Here is a 16,345-nt window from a genome sequence, read left to right as displayed (position 1 = left end):
ACTATGGCTTGCCTTTGTAAGTACGGATCGCCGCGGGGCTGTCCAGCGCCGGCATGGTGATCGAAAGATTGCTGTTCTGGACCTGCTTGAGCATGGTCTGCACGGTCTGCGTCTGCTTGGCGCGGGTGTCGAAATACTTGGTGATGGTTTCCTGCGCCGCGATCAGGTCGCTGCGGAAAGCCGATTCATTGCGCGACAACAAACCCAGGCGCGCATTCAGCAAGCGCAGCTTCAGGTTTTCCCGAGCGTAATAGGCCTGGGTCGGCGACAGCAGCAAGGCATCCGGCGTGTCGACCGTACGCACCCGTATCAGCTGGCTGATTTCGGTCCACATTTCCGAGCTCCAGCTTTGCCAGACGTCGTGCACGCGGTTTTTCCAGTCGGTCACGGCAGCGTCGGTGGCGGCCTGCGACCTGGCGATGTTGGTATTGGCGGCAGCCTTGGCCGGCTTGGCCTTGCTGCTGGCCGGCGCCTGGTTGCTCGGCTGGTTGAGGCCGAACACCGGTTTTTCATCCGACAGCAGCGGCATGCTGTCGATCTGGCCGATGATGCTGTCGAGGCGGACGGCGATGCCGGTCACGTCCAGCGTCGGCAAGGCCTTGAGCTTTTCGATGTCGCTGGCGATGGCGCGGCGGACAATGATGAACTGCGGCTTGTCGGAACGCGACAGGGTCTTGTCGGCATTCTGCAAAGCGATCAGGGCGCCCTGGACGTTGCCGGCCAGTTGCAGCTGCTGGCTGGCGGTCGACAGCGTTCCTTCGACTTCCGACAAGGCTTGCTCGTCGCCGTTCTTCGACAGATCCTTGTACAGCTGCTCCAGCGCCAGTTGCTGGCTCTGCGACTCCAGCTGCTTGCTCTCCAGCACGCTGACCTTGCCTTGCAGCTCCTTGGTGCCGTCCTGCACCGACTTCACCAGCACCTTGGTTTCGGTATTGCTGCTGTCGCCGACTTGCAGGCGGCGCGCGATTTCCTGGCGCAGCTTGTTGTTTTCGTTATGCATCACCCACCACTGGCCAGCCAGCAGCAGCGCCAGCAGCAGCAAGGCCAGGTATACCAGGCCGAGCTTGCCGCCCCCGCTTTTACCGCTATTGACCGCATACGGCTGCAGCACCGGCTGCGCTCCCGAGGACGGCGATGTCGCCGCACTGGCGGCAGGACCAGCGGACTGGTTCAATTCTGGAGTGGGTATCGATTCGTTCATAGCGGGAATTGTAACGCGGCTAGCAGCCGTTCGTCGCCTGAGCCGGTGAGAGTAACGTCGCTAAATCCAAGCGCATGTGCAGTTTCGGCAATACGGGCATGCGGCACAAGGAGATGCTGCTGTTGGATTTTTGCAACACCGCTGCCGCTTTCTACCTGCCGCACCAGGTCCAGCAGATGCCGCAAGGCCTCCGAACTGGTGACGATCCAGTCATTTTGACTGTTCAGCAAGTGCAGCAAGCGGGCTTTGCCATCCGCATCCAGCGACGGCGCCTGGCGCCGATAAGCTGCAACCGCCTGCACCTTGATGCCTGCGGCCAGCAAGGCGTCGGCAAAAAAATCGCGCCCGCTCTCGCCGCGCACCAGCAGTACCGGCAAGCCGCGCAAGGAGTCCAGGTCCAGCGCCTGCAACAGGCCTTCCGAATCGGTACGCGCGGGATCGGGCGGACTGAAGATGGTGGTGTTTTGCGCCGTCAGGCCATATTGCGCCAAGGCCGCCCGGCTGCCCTCGCCGACGATGCCGATCGCCACCTGCGGCGGCCACGCCGGAAGGAAGCGCATGGCGGCTTCGATGGCGTTCGGACTGACAAACACCACCAGGGCATAGCTGGCTAACCGCGCCAGCACTGCTTGCAGAGGCGCGCTGTCGCTCAGCGGCAGGATTTCCAGCAAGGGGAACACAAGCGCCTGGCGGCCGCGCGCCGTAATCTGCTGCGCCAGCGCCGTGGCTTGCGCCGCCGGCCTGGTGACGATGACAGGATGCAAGATTGGGCTAAGCATCCCGGCAAAGCGCGAGGATCGCCGCCGCGCCTTGCGCCGCCAGCTGTTCGGCAATCTTTCCGCCCAGTGCCTGCGGTGCATCGGCAGCGCCGCTGGCATCGGCGGTCACCACCTGCTTGCCGTCCGGCGTGCCGATCATGGCGCGCAGGCGCATTTGCGGGCCGTCGATGGTAGCGAAGGCCGCCAGCGGGATCTGGCAGCTGCCGCCGAAAGCGCGCGACAAGGTGCGTTCCGCCGTCACCGCCTGCGCGGTCGGCAAATGATTCAGGGGCGCCAGGATGTGCTGCAGATCGGTGCGGTCTTCACATATTTCAATCGCCATCGCACCCTGCCCCGGCGCCGGCAAGCTTTGTTCCGGCTCGATCAGCGCCTTGATGCGTTGCGCCAGGCCCAGCCGTTTGAGACCGGCGGCAGCCAGGATGATGGCGGCGTACTCGCCACGATCGAGCTTGGCCAGCCGGGTATCGAGGTTGCCGCGTAAAGGCTTGATCTCCAGATGCGGGAAGCGCGCGGCGATCAGCGCCTGGCGGCGCAGGCTGCTGGTGCCGACCACGGCGCCGGCCGGCAACTGCTCCAGTGCGGCATAGTCGTTGGAGACGAAAGCGTCGCGCGGATCTTCCCGTTCCAGCACCGCCGTCAGCACGAAGCCGGGCGGCAGGTCCATCGGCATGTCTTTCAGCGAATGCACCGCCAGGTCGGCGCGGCCTTCCGCCATCGCCACTTCCAGTTCCTTCACGAACAGCCCCTTGCCGCCCACTTTCGACAAGGTGCGATCAAGAATTTGATCGCCGCGGGTGGTCATGCCGAGGATTTCTATATTACAGTCTGGATATAATGCAGATAAGCGCGCACGCACGTGTTCCGCTTGCCACATGGCGAGACGGCTTTCACGCGATGCAATGATCAACTTGGAGGGGGAGGATAATTTCGACACAGGTTCTTTCAGGTATTAGCCATGCATCTTGATGCAGCAGACGCCGCCGGAACAGAGTTATCCGAACGCCAACAAGCCATATCAAAAACGCCCAACGAAATGCATTGTTTCTGCAGCGGATTTTAGCATGTGCTCTCTGTCGCCTCAGTTGTACATCCTATATCGGAACGGTTATATCGCAAGCGTTTGACCCTTGGTAACAGTTACACGCCCTTCGTCCTTCACCCCAGAAAAGCTGATTGCACTCGTTAAAATGGCAAAACAATTGAATTCTGCTGTCCAGGTAAAAAAATCCCCTCCCAACAAAGATGCGCCGCTCAAGGAAGATATCCGCCTGCTGGGCCGCTTGCTGGGCGATGTGCTGCGCGAACAAGAGGGCGATGCGGTATTCGAAGTGGTCGAAACCATTCGTCAGACAGCGGTACGCTTCCGCCGTGAGTCGGACCCGCAAGCCGGCGCCGATCTCGACAGGCTGCTGAAAAAGCTGACCCGCGACCAGACCAATTCCGTGGTGCGGGCATTTTCCTATTTTTCGCACCTGGCCAATATCGCCGAAGACCAGCACCACAACCGCCGCCGCCGCGCCCATCTGCTGGCGGGTTCGGCCGCGCAGGCCGGCAGCGTCGCCCATGCCTTGAGCAAACTGGACGATGCCGGCGTGTCCGGCGCCACCGTGCGCAACTTCCTCAAGGATGCGCTGATCTCGCCAGTGCTGACTGCCCACCCGACCGAAGTGCAGCGCAAGAGCATTCTCGACGCCGAGCGCGAAATCGCCCGCCTGCTGGCCGAGCGTGACCGTCCGCTGACCGCCAAGGAACTGCGCGACAACACTGAACTGCTGCGCGGCCGCATCGCCACCCTGTGGCAGACTCGCATGCTGCGCTATACCAAGCTGACCGTGGCCGACGAAATCGAAAACGCCCTGTCCTACTACCGCATCACCTTCCTGCGCGAACTGCCGGCGCTGTACGACGACATCGAAGGCGAAATCGCCACCCAGTTCCCGACCCGCGGCCGCCAGGGCAGCAGCGAACTGGCGCCGTTCGTGCAGATGGGCAGCTGGATCGGCGGCGACCGCGACGGCAACCCCAACGTCAACGCCGGCACCATGCAGCGCGCGCTGACGCGGCAGTCGACCACCATTTTCGATTTCTACCTGGAAGAAGTGCATGCGCTGGGCGCCGAACTGTCGGTCTCGACCCTGATGGTCAGCGTCAACCAGGAATTGCTGACGCTGGCGGAAAACTCACCGGATACCTCGGACCACCGTTCCGACGAGCCCTACCGCCGCGCCCTGATCGGGATCTACGCGCGGCTGGCCTCGACCGCGCGCGAGCTGGGCGCCACCAACATCCTGCGCCAGGAAGTCGGCGCCGCGGCCCACTACGCAATGCCGCAGGAATTCACGCGCGAATTGCAGATCATCGAAGATTCGCTGCGCGCCCACCACGGCAGCGCCCTGATCAAGCCGCGCCTGGCGACGCTCAAGCGCGCTTCCGAGATTTTCGGCTTCCACCTGGCTTCGCTCGACATGCGTCAAAGTTCCGATGTCCACGAACGGGTGCTGACCGAGCTGTTCGCGCAAGCGCAGGTGGAAGGCGCTTACGACAAGCTGAGCGAAGAACAGAAGATCGACCTGCTGCTGGCCGAACTGGCCAAGCCGCGCCTGCTGTACTCGCCGTATATCGAGTACTCCGACGAAACCGTTTCCGAGCTGTCGATCCTGCGCGCCGCCGGCGAGATGCGCAAACGCTACGGCGCGCGCTCGATCCGCAACTACATCATCTCGCATACAGAGACTGTCTCCGACTTGCTGGAAGTCTTGCTGCTGCAGCAGGAAACCGGCTTGCTGCGCCCCGACGGCAAGAACCAGGCAGCAGATGCGCTGGAAGTGATGGTGATCCCGCTGTTTGAAACCATCCCCGACCTGCGCCGCGCAGCCGCCATCATGGAACAGTTCATGGCGCTGCCGCCGGTGGCGCGCCTGATCGCCAAGCAAGGCAAGCTGCAGGAAGTGATGCTGGGTTATTCCGATTCCAACAAGGATGGCGGCTTCCTCACCTCCAACTGGGAGCTGTACAAGGCCGAGATCCAGCTGGTGCGCGTGTTCGACCGCGCCGGCGTCAAGCTGCGCCTGTTCCATGGCCGCGGCGGCACCGTCGGCCGCGGCGGCGGCCCTAGCTACCAGGCGATCCTGGCGCAGCCGCCGGGCACCGTCAACGGCCAGATCCGCCTGACCGAACAAGGCGAAATCATCGCTTCCAAGTTCTCCAACCCGGAAATCGGCCGCCGCAACCTTGAGCTGCTGGTGGCGGCGACGCTGGAAGCCAGCCTGATGCCGAACAGCGCCGACAGCAAGCAGATGAAAAAGCTGGGCGAGTTTGAAGAACTGATGGATGGCTTGTCGGAACGCGCCTACCAGTCGTACCGCAACCTGGTGTACGAAACCCCGGGCTTCACCGATTACTTCTTCGCCGCCACGCCGATTGCAGAAATCGCCGAACTGAACATCGGTTCGCGCCCTGCTTCGCGCAAATCGACGCGCCGCATCGAAGACTTGCGGGCGATTCCATGGGGCTTTTCCTGGGGCCAGTGCCGCTTGCTGCTGCCAGGCTGGTACGGCTTCGGCAGCGCCATCGAAAGCTGGCTGAGGGAAGATAACGACGGAGGCAAAGACGCCAAGCTGAAAAGCCAGAAGCTGGCGACCCTGCGCGCCATGTACAAGGAGTGGCCGTTCTTCGCCACCCTGCTGTCGAACATGGACATGGTGCTATCGAAGACCGACCTGGCGGTGGCTTCGCGCTACGCCGGGCTGGTCACCGACCGCAAGCTGCGCAACAGCATCTTCAAGCGCATCGTCGACGAGCACGAGCGCACCAGCAGCATCCTGTCGGCCATCACCGGCGCCAAGGACCGCCTGTCCGGCAACCCGTTGCTGGCGCGTTCGATCAAGAACCGCTTCGCCTATCTCGATCCGCTGAATCACTTGCAGGTCGAGCTGATCAAGCGCCACCGCAGCGTGACCGCGGCCGGCCGCACCACGGAAGAACGGGTCAAGCGCGGCATTCACTTGAGCATCAACGGCATTGCTGCCGGCTTGCGCAATACGGGCTAAGCGCGCGCCCTGACAGGTTAGCCGGCGCTGCCGGCTAACCTAGTTCAAACCAAGCACCTTCTTCACTGCTGGCAAGCCATCGTCGCCGCCACGTGTCTTCACGCCATTCAACCATGCCTGCAACAACTCCGGGTGCTGCTTCAACTGCCGCGCCGCGGCGATCGAACTGTTCCGTCAGTGGGTCGCCGGCCAGTGCGCGTGAGTCGGCGCCGCCGGACTTACAACTTTTTCTGCAGCAGCATGGCCTTGCCCATGGCCGGATTCAGTTCATAGCCGGCAAAGCCGCTGGCCTTGTAGAGCGCCTGCGCCGGCAGGTTGTGCTCCAACACCTCCAGCGTGATCTTGCAGCAGCCGAGAGCGGTGGCGACCAGCTCGACCTGCTGCATCAGCAACTTGGAAATGCCTAGTCCGCGAAACGCCTTGGCCACCGCCAGGTCATGGATGTTCAGCAGCGGCTGGCAGGCGAAAGTGGAAAAACCCTCTATGCAGATCGCCAGTCCGGCCGGCTGCTCGCCGGCGAACGCCAGCACTACATGCACGTCGCTGCGTTTGGCCAGCGCGGCAACCAGGTTGGTTTTGGCGAAATCGGTCAGCGGCTGGCCGCCGCCCATGGCATCCATGGCGTAGCCGTTCAACAGTTCGACAATGGCGGCGGCGTGGCGGGGATTGGATAAGTCGGCGTTGAGTATCTGGGTCATTTCTCGATCCTGGTGAGTATTGCAAAAGCAGCTTCGCAGATGGCCGTCATTTTGACATGCCCGATACCTGCATATCGTGTTTTTTTGGCACGTACGCCAGGACAGCACACGTGCCAAAAAAGCGCAGCCTTTCCCCTTTTTAGTGACAATTCTCGGCATAAGATACCAATTTGGTGAACTGGTACATCAATCTTGTATATCAGTTTGGTGCACCAGCTGGGGCTGGCAGGTTGGCACACGAATTGCTGTGTCACCGGGATGACCATCGCCGCCAAATCCTCCACCCAGATCGCCGAACGGATCACCGAAGCGATGCTGGCGCGCAAACTCGCGCCCGGCACCCGCCTGGGCGAGCAGCAGCTGGCGGAACTGTTCGGCGTCAGCCGCACCCAGATCCGCGAAGCGCTGACACGACTGGTGACGCGCGGGATCGTCACGGTCAGCGCGCGCCGCGGCTGGTATGTGATCGAACCGACGCCGGAAGATGCGCGCGCGGCCTTTGAAGCACGGCGCGTGCTGGAGCTGGGCTTGCTGCGCCATGCGCGGCCGATCAGCGCGGAAGCGATCCGCGCCCTGCGCTTGCATGTGGAGCGTGAACAGGCGGCGCTGGAAGGCGACGACATCGCCAGCCGCAGCTTCCTGCTGGGCGATTTCCATGTCTGCCTGTGCGAATCGTTCGGCAACTCCTTGCTGGCCGACACCTTGCGCGACCTGACCACGCGCACCACGCTCACCGCCATGCAGTACCAGTCATCGCATCACGCCAGGCAATCCTGCGCCGAACACGTCGGCATCGTTGCGGCGCTGGAAAACGGCGACCTGGAGCAGGCAGAACAACTGATGCACAGCCATCTGTGCAATGTAGAGGCGGGCCTGGAAGAATCCCTACGCAACGGCCCGCTGTCGCCGCTGCAGCAGGCGCTGGCGCCCCTCAACGACCATTTCGACAAGCAGTCATTCGCAATACCACCCCAGCTGAAGGAGTTTTAACATGAAATTTCCCAAGATTCTGTTTGCCATGGTCGCCGTTACCGCCCTGTTCAGCACTACCGCCCGCGCCGATGCGCTGGCCGATATCGTCAAGAGCGGCGTGCTGAAGGTGGCAGTGCCGCAAGACTTCCCGCCGTTCGGCTCGGTCACCAGCGATCTCAAGCCGCAGGGCCTCGACATCGATGTCGCTACCCTGATCGCCAAGAAAATGGGCGTCAAGATCGAACTGGTGCCGGTCACCAGCGCCAACCGCGTGCCTTACCTGCAAACCAAGAAGGTCGACCTGATCATTTCCAGCCTGGGCAAGAATCCGGAGCGCGAAAAAGTCATCGATTTCAGCGAAGCCTATGCGCCTTTCTATAACGGCGTGTTCGGCGGCGCCGACCAGCACGTCAAGAGTGCGGCTGACCTGGCCGGCAAGACCGTGGGCGTGACGCGTGGCGCGGTGGAAGACCTGGAGCTGAGCAAGATCGCACCGGCCAGCGCCACCATCAAGCGTTACGAAGACAACAACGGCACCATCAGCGCCTTCCTCTCGGGCCAGGTGCAGCTGGTGGCGACCGGCAACGTGGTGGCAGCGGCCATCATAGCCAAGAATCCGCCGAAGAAGCCGGAAACAAAATTCCTGATCAAGAATTCGCCCTGCTCTATCGGCCTCAACAAGGATGAGAAAAACCTGCTCGACAAGGTCAACGCCATCCTGGCGGCAACCAAGAAGGACGGCGAACTGAACGCGATCAGCGTCAAGTGGCTGGGAATGCCGCTGCCGGCCACCCTGTAATTGCCCGCTGCGGACCCCGTCTCATGAGCTACCATTTTGATTTCCTGGCCGCGTTCGACTATCCCGCCGTGCTGATCAAGGGCGTGCTGGTGACGATCGAGCTGATCGCGATCGGCGGCGTGCTCGGCATTGCGGTCGGCATCTGCGCGGCCTGGGCCAAAACCCAGGGGCCGCGCTGGCTGCGGCCGCTGGTCAGCGCCTATGTCGAGCTGATCCGCAACACGCCGTTCCTGATCCAGCTGTTTTTCATCTTTTTCGGACTGCCCGGGATCGGCTTGCAGATCACCGAAATGGAAGCAGCCTTGCTGGCGATGGTAATCAACCTGGGCGCCTATAGCTGTGAAATCATCCGCGCCGGCATCGCTGCCGTGGCGCGCGGGCAGATCGAAGCCGGCCTCAGCCTGGCAATGACCAGGATGCAGATCTTCCGCCATGTGATCCTGCCGCCGGCCCTGCAAAAGATCTGGCCGGCCTTGTCCAGCCAGGTGGTGATCGTGATGCTCGGTTCCGCCGTCTGTTCGCAGATCGCGGTGGAAGAACTGGCTTACGCGGCCAACTTCATCCAGGGCCGCAATTTCCGTTCGTTTGAATCCTACCTGCTGTCCACCGCCATTTACCTGGTGCTGGCGATCGGCCTGCGCCAGTTGCTGAGGCTGTTGGGCAACCTGCTGTTCGGGCGGCGGGCGCGTTCGTTGCCAAAGGGGGCCGCATGATTTCCTTCTCGTTATGGGATATTGTGCGCAACCTGCTGCTGGCCTTGCGCTGGACCGTGCTGCTGTCGCTGGCCTCGTTTGCCCTCGGCGGCCTGCTCGGCCTGATCGTGCTGTTCCTGCGCACTTCCAAGCGGACCTGGCTGCAGCGGCTCACTAAAATGTATATCGAACTGTTCCAGGGCACGCCGCTGCTGATGCAACTGTTCCTGGCCTTTTTCGGTCTGGCGCTGTTCGGCCTCGACGTGCCGGCCTGGCTGGCGGCCGGCCTGGCGCTGACCTGCTGGAGCAGCGCCTACCTGGCGGAAATCTGGCGCGGCTGCGTGGAAGCGATTCCGCGCGGCCAGTGGGAAGCCTCGTCGTCCCTGGCGATGACTTACCTGCAACAGATGCGCCATGTGATCCTGCCGCAAGCCTTGCGCATCGCGATTCCACCTACCGTCGGCTTCAGCGTGCAAATCGTCAAGGGCACCGCGGTCACCTCGATCATCGGCTTCGTCGAACTGTCGAAAGCCGGCACCATGATCACCAACGCCACCTTCCAGCCGTTCACGGTATATGCCGTGGTCGCGCTGATGTATTTTGCGTTGTGCTGGCCGCTGTCCAAATACAGTCAGTCTCTGGAAAGGAAATTCAATGGCACTCATCGCGATTGACAATGTAAAGAAGAGCTTCGGCGACAACCAGGTGCTGAAGGGCATCCGGCTCGACGTCGAAGCCGGCGAAGTGATCGCCATCATCGGCAAGAGCGGTTCCGGCAAGAGCACCCTGCTGCGTTGTATCAACGGTCTGGAAAGCGTCGACGAGGGCAATATCAGCGTCGCCGGCGCCCACCTCGGCAACAGCGAGGTGGAGCTGCGCGCGCTGCGCCTCAAGGTTGGCATGATCTTCCAGCAGTTCAACCTGTTTCCGCACCTGACGGTTGGCCGCAACGTGATGCTGTCGCCGATGATCGTCAAGGGCAGCACCGAAGCGGCGGCGCGCAAGTCGGCGCAGGACAACCTGGCGCGGGTTGGCCTGGCGGAAAAATTCGACGCCTATCCGGACCAGCTGTCCGGCGGCCAGCAGCAGCGGGTGGCGATTGCGCGCGCGCTGACCATGCAGCCGCAGGCGCTGCTGTGCGATGAAATCACTTCGGCGCTGGATCCGGAACTGGTGAACGAAGTGCTGGCGGTGGTGCGCAGCCTGGCCGATGAAGGCATGACCTTGCTGATGGTGACCCATGAAATGCGCTTCGCCCGCGAAGTCTGCGACCGCGTGGTGTTCATGCACCAGGGAAAAGTGCATGAAATCGGCCCGCCGGAAGAGATTTTCGCCAACCCGAAAACGGTCGAACTGCAGCAATTCCTGGGGGCTGCCAACTAGCAGCAAGTTGCCTAAATATGAGTGGCTTGTCGGGAAAACGGGGGGAGGCTTGCGCAATTCTGTAAAATTGCGGATTAGGCACCGTTAATATGGAAGCACACATGAATTCAATAAGCACCACCCCGCCCCTGGCAGCAGACCTGATTTCCTTCATCGAAGGCTTGCCGAAAGCGGAACTGCACCTGCATATCGAAGGCACGCTGGAACCTGAATTACTGTTCGCGCTGGCGCAACGCAACAACGTCAGCCTGCCCTACGCCTCGGTCGAGGAATTGCGTGCGGCCTACGCTTTCACCGACCTGCAATCCTTCCTCGACCTGTACTATGCCGGCGCCGCGGTGCTGCAGACCGAACAGGATTTCTATGACATGACCATGGCCTATATCGTGCGTTCGCGCGCCGATAATGTGCGCCATGCTGAAATCTTTTTTGACCCGCAAACCCATACCGAACGCGGCATCGCCATCGACGTGGTGTTCGCCGGCATCGCCCGCGCCTTGCGCGAAGCGCGCGAGCGGCACGGCTTCAGCAGCGCCATCATCATGTCCTTCCTGCGCCACCTGTCGGAAGAAGACGCCTTCGCCACGCTGGAAGCGGCGCTGCCGCTGCGCGCCGAGTACCGCGACCTGTGGATAGGCATCGGCCTGGATTCGGCCGAGCGCGGCAATCCGCCGGAAAAATTTGCACGGGTATTCGCGCGCTGCCGCGAACTTGGCTTCCACCTGGTCGCCCACGCCGGCGAAGAAGGTCCGCCGCAATACGTCAAGGATGCGCTGGATGTGCTGCATGTCGAGCGCATCGACCACGGCGTGCGCAGCGAAGAAGATCCGGCGCTGATGAAACGACTGGCCGAACAAAGGATTCCGCTGACTGTTTGCCCGCTTTCCAACCTCAAGCTGTGCGTGGTCGACGACATGCGCAAGCACAACCTGGCGCGCTTGCTGCACGCCGGCCTGGCGGTCACCGTCAACTCTGACGATCCGGCCTATTTCGGCGGCTACATGAACGCCAATTTCATGGCGGTGGCGGCGTCGCTGCGCCTGAGCCGCACCGAACTGGTGATGCTGGCGCGGAATGCCTTTGAAGCGACTTTCCTGCCGGCCGCGGCCAAACAGCAGTTGCTGCTGGAGCTCGACGGCTATTGCATGGCGCATTGATTGTGCTGGTTTAGCCGGCGCTGTTTGAGACGCCGGCGGATTTGCCGAAACCCGCCCCGCCAGCCAGGCGCGGCGGGGTTTTCACATGCGCGCCGCGGACAAAAAAAAACCCGCAGCGCGCAGGGGGGGCACGCCTTTGGGCCCACGCGTGACGATTGCTCCGCCTTGGACCGCAGATGAACATAGGACAGTCGTTGTGTATAGGTCACGCGTGGGCACGGGTGCCCACCCTACATTCGGAAATGTGCATAACAAAACTCAAAACCAGTGCTTGCATAGTCCTTGCCAGCGGGACAGTTTACGTACATGATTGGGGAGCAGCCAGATAGCCTGCCCTATCGATCCCGTCTGACTCTGCGCAACCGTAATATCGTGGAGACCATGATGGACAACGTACTTGCTGCACCTCTTCTGACTAAAGCCGGGATTCTGTTTTCGGTGACGGTCGAGTTCAAACAATATCAGTGCCTGGTGCCGGCAACCACCCTTTCCGACCTGTCGCATTCGAAAGATCCCAAGCTCGACCTGCTCGATACCTACCGGGCTTTCCAGAGCAAGATCGAAGGCGTCGCCCGCCGTCTGATCAGCGCTGGCCTGGAAGGAAAACCGCTGGTAGTCGGCAGCGGCTACTTCCAGTAATCCGGACGCTGGCCGCCATCGCTTGAGCGATGATCGCAGGCCGCCGCTGCCTGCGATGGCTAGTGGACTGTAACAGCCCACTAGCCACCTGCCGCTTCAACGATTGAGCAGCGCGCGCCGCTTCAACATTGCTTCGCGCAGCTTGTCGTAACCCAGGTTGAACAGGAAGGTGTACGGCAGGAAGAACATCAGCAGGCCGATGTCGAGAATCAGCGCATCGAGCAGGCTCATGTCCAGCCACCACGCCACCAGCGGCACCACGATCGCCACCAGGCCGGCTTCAAACGCCAGCGCATGCACTGCCCGGACCGCCATGGTGCGGACGATGCGCCAGCGCCGTTCGACGCGGTCGAACATGGCATTGAAAATCATGTTCCAGCTCATCGCCACCAGCGAGATCATCAGGGTCAGCGCGCCGGCGTGCGCCATCGGCATTTTCATTACCCACGACAGCACCGGCGCCGTCAGCGCCACTGCCAGCGCTTCGAAAATCAATGCATGGGTGACGCGATCACCCCAGGTTTTATTGGTATTCATACTACCTCCGTTGCTTTAGAAATGTCTGATGCAAGGATTTTCTTCGATTAAGCTGATACTATCAAACTAGTTATCATCGGATAAACCGATACTTTGGAGATGCCATGCGCCATTCGCTGGAAACCCTGTTCATGTTTGTCGAAGCGGCGACGCTGGGTTCGTTTTCCGCAGCGGCGCGCAAGCTGGGCAAGCAGCAATCGACCGTCAGCGAAGCCATCGCCAATCTCGAGATCGACCTCGGCCTGACGCTGTTCGACCGCAGCACGCGCCGTCCCGGCCTGACGCCGCAAGGCCGGGCGATGCTGGTGCACGCGCAGCAGGTGATCGAGGCCAGCGACCGGCTGGAGCGCTCGGCACACAGGCTGGCCGACGGCCTCGAGCCGCAGCTGACCCTGGTGCTGTCCGACACTTACCAGTCGGACCGCTTTGAAGAAATCCTCACCAGTTTTGAACAGCGCTATCCCGAACTGGAGCTGGAATGCATGATTGCGGAGCGCAACGACGTGGTGGCGCTGGTGCAGGAAGGACGCGCCCATCTAGGGCTGGTGGCGGCGCAGGCGGATTATCCGCCGGATATCGGCTTCGAATCGGTGCCCGACCGCTCGGCCATCGGCTTGTATGTCGGCAAGCAGCACCCGCTGGCCAAGGCGCGTCATATCACGACCGAAATGCTGCACAACGCGCGCGAACTGCGCATCAGCACCTATGGCGAAGACAGCGCGAACGCAGCGCAACGCCGCCGCAGCCAATCCTGGACCGCTTCCAGCTACCTGCTGCTGCTGGAAATGACCGAGCTCGGCTTCGGCTGGGCCGAACTGCCGTACTGGCTGGCCAAACGCTTTGCCGCCGACCGCCTGCTGGAGCTGCAGGTGCGCGGCTGGCCGAAAAGCATACAGGTGGACGCGGTCTGGTCGCGCCATCGTGGACTGGGGCCGGCCGGCAGCTGGCTGCTGGATACGCTGATGGCGCGATAAATGGCCGCATACGGCCAAGGCTGGTCTGGCGCGGATTTTGCTCTGCATCCTGTATCACTCAGAAAGCCGACAAAAAATGTTAATCGTCCTTGCCTCAGCCAGTTTCGCCGCCCTGCTCGCCGCCTTCCTGCTGCACAAAGAACTCAAGAGCCGCGGCTTCCTCTCCAGCTACAACCGCAATGCGCGTTCCAACGCCCGCCTGCAGCGGAGCCGGACCACCAAACCTCGCCAGTAAGCGGCTCCGAGGCGACTCTTCTTTTACAGCAGGCAAAAAAAAGCCCGCTGGACCTTGCGGCGCGGGCTGAATCCAATCCATAGGGGGAGTTGGAGGAGACGAAATCACTATAGTGGGAAATATTGCGCACCGCAATATAGTAAAAATACGGTATCAGACGCAAAAAAACCTGCGGCCGCAAGGCAAGCAGGTTTTTTGTATTCCTCAATACAGGAGAAGATTCCCGAAGCCCAGACCTATCTGGAAAGTGGCTCCGACGTGTAACGAATCTACTCTTGTATTGGCCCGTATCGTATCTTTTACAGCTGGATGCGACAGGCGATTGATGGATACTACCCTGCTTTTGCCAAGAAAACAAGGGGATTTTGTCAGAATGCCGCGGATTTTCCACGGCGCAAGACAAAAAAAAGCCCGCGAACCTTGCGGCGCGGGCTTGAATCCAAACCTTAGGAGGTGTTGGAGGAGACAGGTGCAACTATATAGAGCCGATCTGCTAGCCGCCAATTTATTTAACGCATATCAGTTATTCACACCAATGATAGCGTTACCATTGCTTTGCAGCATAAGGCAGCCGACGCCCTTCTTGCGCGCTCTGGCGCGCCAGTTCCAAGATTTCGGCAACGCTGACGGCGGCATCCGGCGTCACTGGAAATGGCGCGCCATCCTGTATCGATGCCGCCACTGCGCGGTAAAACTCGACGTAAGCGCCATCCAGGGTGGCCAGTTCGCCGCGCAGGTCGAGCGCGCCGTCCACTTCCCGGATCAGGCCAGGCGGATTGCCGGCCCATCCTGGCTGGCCCGGCCTCAGTCCCGCCTTGAGCTGGTCTTCCTGGCTGTCCAGGCCGGTTTTCAGGTAACTGCCGCGGCGGCCGTGCAGTACGAAGCGCGGCGCTTCCAGCGCGCTCAGGGCACTGGCATGCAGCAGCACCTGCTTGTCGGCGTAGCCCAGCTGCAGGTGGACATAATCGTCCGCCTCGGCATGTTCGCGATAGGCCGCCACGGTGGCATTCACGCTGTTCGGCGCGCCGAACAGCAGCAGCGCCTGGTCGACCAGATGCGGACCAAGGTCGTACAGCAAGCCGCCGCCGCTGAGCGCATTTTCGCGCCAGCGCTGCCGCACGGCAGGCCGGAAGCGGTCGAAATGCGATTCAAAATGGGTGAGGTGGCCCAGCCGGCCGCTGGCCAGCAAGGCCTGCACCGTGCGGAAATCGCCATCCCAGCGACGGTTGTGGAACGGCGCCAGCAACAGCTTGGCGTCGCGCGCAGCGCGCGCCAGGATGCGCGCCTGTTCGGCCGTCAGTGTGACCGGTTTATCGACCGCCACGTGCTTGCCGGCCGCCAGCGTGCGGCGGGCAAAATCGAAATGGGTGTCGTTCGGTGTCGCGATGACGATGCAGTCGAGCGCAGGATCCGCCAGCAAGGCGTCGAGGTCGGCGACGATGCGCGCCTGCGGCCAGGCTTGACTGGCGATGCCCGCCTGGCTGCTGGCGATGGCGCTGACTTCGGTGCGGCCGGAATGACCGATCAGCGGCGCATGGAAGGTGGCGCCGGCAAAGCCGTAGCCCAGCAGGCCGATTTTCAACAGGGGCTTGGTATGCAAAGTCAGACTCCTAGCTAGTAAGGCAGAAATTATCCACAGCAAAAGTTACCCACAGAAATTGTGGACAGTCCTGTGGATAACCATCAATGATTTCAATCAAGTCTTTGATTTATATAGATTTTAACTGAACGCACAAGCTTGATACTCCGGGCATAACTTGGCGAGCCTGTTTATTACGCCAAACAGGCCGGCTGCCAGCCCCCGAAACTGCGCCTAGCCGGCGGCAGAGTCAATATCCGCCAGCGATTCGCGTCCCTTGTCGGTGATGTCGAAACCGTCGCCGGCCGGCCTTGGGCTGATATGGCCCTTCTTGCCCAGGAACAGGGCGACATCGGCTGCCAGCTTGCTGGCGGGATCGCTGGCGATGGCGCGCAAGCCATCGATGCAATTTCTGATGAACAGGGTCTGCTGGCCTTTTTCGGTCAGCGACAGGCCGCCGTTCTTTTCATACGCGATGAACTTCAGCCCTGTCAGGCGCTTGGTGTTTCTTGCCACGCAAGCACTCACCCTGCCGTGCGTTCCCTTGCCGATCTGTTCCAGCGCGTCGTACTCATCTCTTGTCAAACCGTCGTTCATTACTGCTTCCTCTGTAGAATTTGCCATGCTGCGACCCTCATGGTACGCGCCGCA

At 61.4% G+C, this 16,345-nt stretch carries 17 protein-coding genes; 10 read left to right on the top strand and 7 right to left on the bottom strand.

The window, feature by feature from the left end; translation table 11 throughout:
• Nucleotide 1: 1 nt before the first annotated feature.
• Genes VNZ65_RS08020 through hemC form a run of 3 tightly spaced genes read right to left on the bottom strand, consistent with a single transcriptional unit; the run spans nt 2 to nt 2,914 of the window.
• The gene (locus tag VNZ65_RS08020) at nt 2-1,201 is read right to left on the bottom strand and encodes a uroporphyrinogen-III C-methyltransferase (protein ID WP_325667791.1); all 1,200 of its coding nucleotides are present in this window, start codon (nt 1,199-1,201) and stop codon (nt 2-4) included.
• Nucleotides 1,198-1,980 carry a uroporphyrinogen-III synthase gene (locus tag VNZ65_RS08015; protein WP_325667789.1) on the bottom strand — a complete coding sequence of 261 codons (783 nt, stop codon included), beginning with the start codon at nt 1,978-1,980 and terminating at the stop codon, nt 1,198-1,200. The genes VNZ65_RS08020 and VNZ65_RS08015 overlap by 4 nt, the downstream gene beginning before the upstream one ends.
• On the bottom strand, nt 1,973-2,914 hold the full coding sequence (gene hemC, locus VNZ65_RS08010; protein ID WP_325667787.1) for a hydroxymethylbilane synthase: 942 nt from the start codon (nt 2,912-2,914) through the stop codon (nt 1,973-1,975). Before hemC ends, VNZ65_RS08015 begins: the two co-directional genes overlap by 8 nt.
• A 253-nt stretch (nt 2,915-3,167) precedes the next feature.
• Here hemC and ppc point away from each other — a divergent pair, with 253 nt between their 5' ends.
• Nucleotides 3,168-6,029, top strand: a complete 2,862-nt coding sequence (gene ppc, locus VNZ65_RS08005) for a phosphoenolpyruvate carboxylase (RefSeq protein ID WP_325667785.1) — start codon at nt 3,168-3,170, stop codon at nt 6,027-6,029.
• A gap of 218 nt (nt 6,030-6,247) precedes the next feature.
• Here ppc and VNZ65_RS07995 read toward each other — a convergent pair whose 3' ends face one another.
• A complete protein-coding gene (locus tag VNZ65_RS07995; RefSeq protein WP_325667783.1) occupies nt 6,248-6,727 on the bottom strand; it encodes a GNAT family N-acetyltransferase in 480 nt (159 codons plus the stop codon).
• Between the two features lie 258 nt (nt 6,728-6,985).
• Here VNZ65_RS07995 and VNZ65_RS07990 point away from each other — a divergent pair, with 258 nt between their 5' ends.
• From VNZ65_RS07990 to VNZ65_RS07960, 7 genes are all read left to right on the top strand, one after another.
• Nucleotides 6,986-7,717, top strand: a complete 732-nt coding sequence (locus tag VNZ65_RS07990; RefSeq protein WP_325667781.1) for a GntR family transcriptional regulator — start codon at nt 6,986-6,988, stop codon at nt 7,715-7,717.
• A gap of 28 nt (nt 7,718-7,745) precedes the next feature.
• Nucleotides 7,746-8,498, top strand: a complete 753-nt coding sequence (locus VNZ65_RS07985; protein ID WP_414649075.1) for a transporter substrate-binding domain-containing protein — start codon at nt 7,746-7,748, stop codon at nt 8,496-8,498.
• 23 nt (nt 8,499-8,521) lie between these two features.
• The gene (locus tag VNZ65_RS07980) at nt 8,522-9,211 is read left to right on the top strand and encodes an amino acid ABC transporter permease (protein ID WP_325667777.1); all 690 of its coding nucleotides are present in this window, start codon (nt 8,522-8,524) and stop codon (nt 9,209-9,211) included.
• On the top strand, nt 9,208-9,864 hold the full coding sequence (locus tag VNZ65_RS07975; protein ID WP_325667775.1) for an amino acid ABC transporter permease: 657 nt from the start codon (nt 9,208-9,210) through the stop codon (nt 9,862-9,864). Before VNZ65_RS07980 ends, VNZ65_RS07975 begins: the two co-directional genes overlap by 4 nt.
• Nucleotides 9,845-10,573 (top strand): amino acid ABC transporter ATP-binding protein, encoded by a 729-nt coding sequence (locus tag VNZ65_RS07970; protein ID WP_325667773.1) that lies wholly within the window; start codon nt 9,845-9,847, stop codon nt 10,571-10,573. The genes VNZ65_RS07975 and VNZ65_RS07970 overlap by 20 nt, the downstream gene beginning before the upstream one ends.
• Nucleotides 10,574-10,674: 101 nt before the next feature.
• Nucleotides 10,675-11,730 carry an adenosine deaminase gene (locus tag VNZ65_RS07965; protein ID WP_325667771.1) on the top strand — a complete coding sequence of 352 codons (1,056 nt, stop codon included), beginning with the start codon at nt 10,675-10,677 and terminating at the stop codon, nt 11,728-11,730.
• Nucleotides 11,731-12,111: 381 nt separating this feature from the next.
• Complete coding sequence (locus VNZ65_RS07960; protein WP_325667770.1) at nt 12,112-12,369, top strand: DUF1488 family protein; 258 nt, start codon at nt 12,112-12,114, stop codon at nt 12,367-12,369.
• 96 nt (nt 12,370-12,465) lie between these two features.
• On the opposite strand, the gene VNZ65_RS07955 is transcribed toward VNZ65_RS07960, so the two are convergent.
• Nucleotides 12,466-12,906 carry a multidrug/biocide efflux PACE transporter gene (locus VNZ65_RS07955; RefSeq protein WP_325667769.1) on the bottom strand — a complete coding sequence of 147 codons (441 nt, stop codon included), beginning with the start codon at nt 12,904-12,906 and terminating at the stop codon, nt 12,466-12,468.
• 104 nt (nt 12,907-13,010) lie between these two features.
• On the opposite strand from VNZ65_RS07955, the gene VNZ65_RS07950 reads away from it, so the two are divergent.
• Nucleotides 13,011-13,880, top strand: a complete 870-nt coding sequence (locus tag VNZ65_RS07950) for a LysR family transcriptional regulator (protein ID WP_325667767.1) — start codon at nt 13,011-13,013, stop codon at nt 13,878-13,880.
• Between the two features lie 76 nt (nt 13,881-13,956).
• The gene (locus VNZ65_RS07945; protein WP_325667765.1) at nt 13,957-14,115 is read left to right on the top strand and encodes a hypothetical protein; all 159 of its coding nucleotides are present in this window, start codon (nt 13,957-13,959) and stop codon (nt 14,113-14,115) included.
• Nucleotides 14,116-14,659: 544 nt separating this feature from the next.
• Here the strand turns inward: VNZ65_RS07945 and VNZ65_RS07940 are convergent.
• Entirely contained in the window at nt 14,660-15,715 is a 1,056-nt protein-coding gene (locus tag VNZ65_RS07940) for an oxidoreductase (RefSeq protein ID WP_325667763.1), read from the bottom strand.
• 213 nt (nt 15,716-15,928) lie between these two features.
• Nucleotides 15,929-16,318, bottom strand: a complete 390-nt coding sequence (locus tag VNZ65_RS07935; protein ID WP_325667761.1) for a hypothetical protein — start codon at nt 16,316-16,318, stop codon at nt 15,929-15,931.
• Between the last annotated feature and the right edge of the window lie 27 nt (nt 16,319-16,345).

This window comes from Collimonas sp. (genome assembly GCF_035566555.1).
GTDB lineage: Bacteria > Pseudomonadota > Gammaproteobacteria > Burkholderiales > Burkholderiaceae_D > Collimonas.
The sequence above is the reverse complement of the archived record's forward strand: the minus strand, read 5'-3'. Positions and strand labels throughout refer to the sequence as shown.

Coding starts and splice junctions, on each gene's coding strand:
- VNZ65_RS07980 (WP_325667777.1), top strand. CDS start 8,522: ATGAGCTACCATTTTGATTTCCTGGCCGCGTTCGACTATCCCGCCGTG.
- VNZ65_RS07965 (WP_325667771.1), top strand. CDS start 10,675: ATGAATTCAATAAGCACCACCCCGCCCCTGGCAGCAGACCTGATTTCC.
- ppc (WP_325667785.1), top strand. CDS start 3,168: ATGGCAAAACAATTGAATTCTGCTGTCCAGGTAAAAAAATCCCCTCCC.
- VNZ65_RS07950 (WP_325667767.1), top strand. CDS start 13,011: ATGCGCCATTCGCTGGAAACCCTGTTCATGTTTGTCGAAGCGGCGACG.
- VNZ65_RS07975 (WP_325667775.1), top strand. CDS start 9,208: ATGATTTCCTTCTCGTTATGGGATATTGTGCGCAACCTGCTGCTGGCC.
- VNZ65_RS08020 (WP_325667791.1), bottom strand. CDS start 1,201: ATGAACGAATCGATACCCACTCCAGAATTGAACCAGTCCGCTGGTCCT.
- VNZ65_RS07990 (WP_325667781.1), top strand. CDS start 6,986: ATGACCATCGCCGCCAAATCCTCCACCCAGATCGCCGAACGGATCACC.
- VNZ65_RS08015 (WP_325667789.1), bottom strand. CDS start 1,980: ATGCTTAGCCCAATCTTGCATCCTGTCATCGTCACCAGGCCGGCGGCG.
- VNZ65_RS07935 (WP_325667761.1), bottom strand. CDS start 16,318: ATGGCAAATTCTACAGAGGAAGCAGTAATGAACGACGGTTTGACAAGA.
- VNZ65_RS07960 (WP_325667770.1), top strand. CDS start 12,112: ATGATGGACAACGTACTTGCTGCACCTCTTCTGACTAAAGCCGGGATT.
- VNZ65_RS07995 (WP_325667783.1), bottom strand. CDS start 6,727: ATGACCCAGATACTCAACGCCGACTTATCCAATCCCCGCCACGCCGCC.
- VNZ65_RS07945 (WP_325667765.1), top strand. CDS start 13,957: ATGTTAATCGTCCTTGCCTCAGCCAGTTTCGCCGCCCTGCTCGCCGCC.
- VNZ65_RS07955 (WP_325667769.1), bottom strand. CDS start 12,906: ATGAATACCAATAAAACCTGGGGTGATCGCGTCACCCATGCATTGATT.
- VNZ65_RS07970 (WP_325667773.1), top strand. CDS start 9,845: ATGGCACTCATCGCGATTGACAATGTAAAGAAGAGCTTCGGCGACAAC.
- VNZ65_RS07985 (WP_414649075.1), top strand. CDS start 7,746: ATGGTCGCCGTTACCGCCCTGTTCAGCACTACCGCCCGCGCCGATGCG.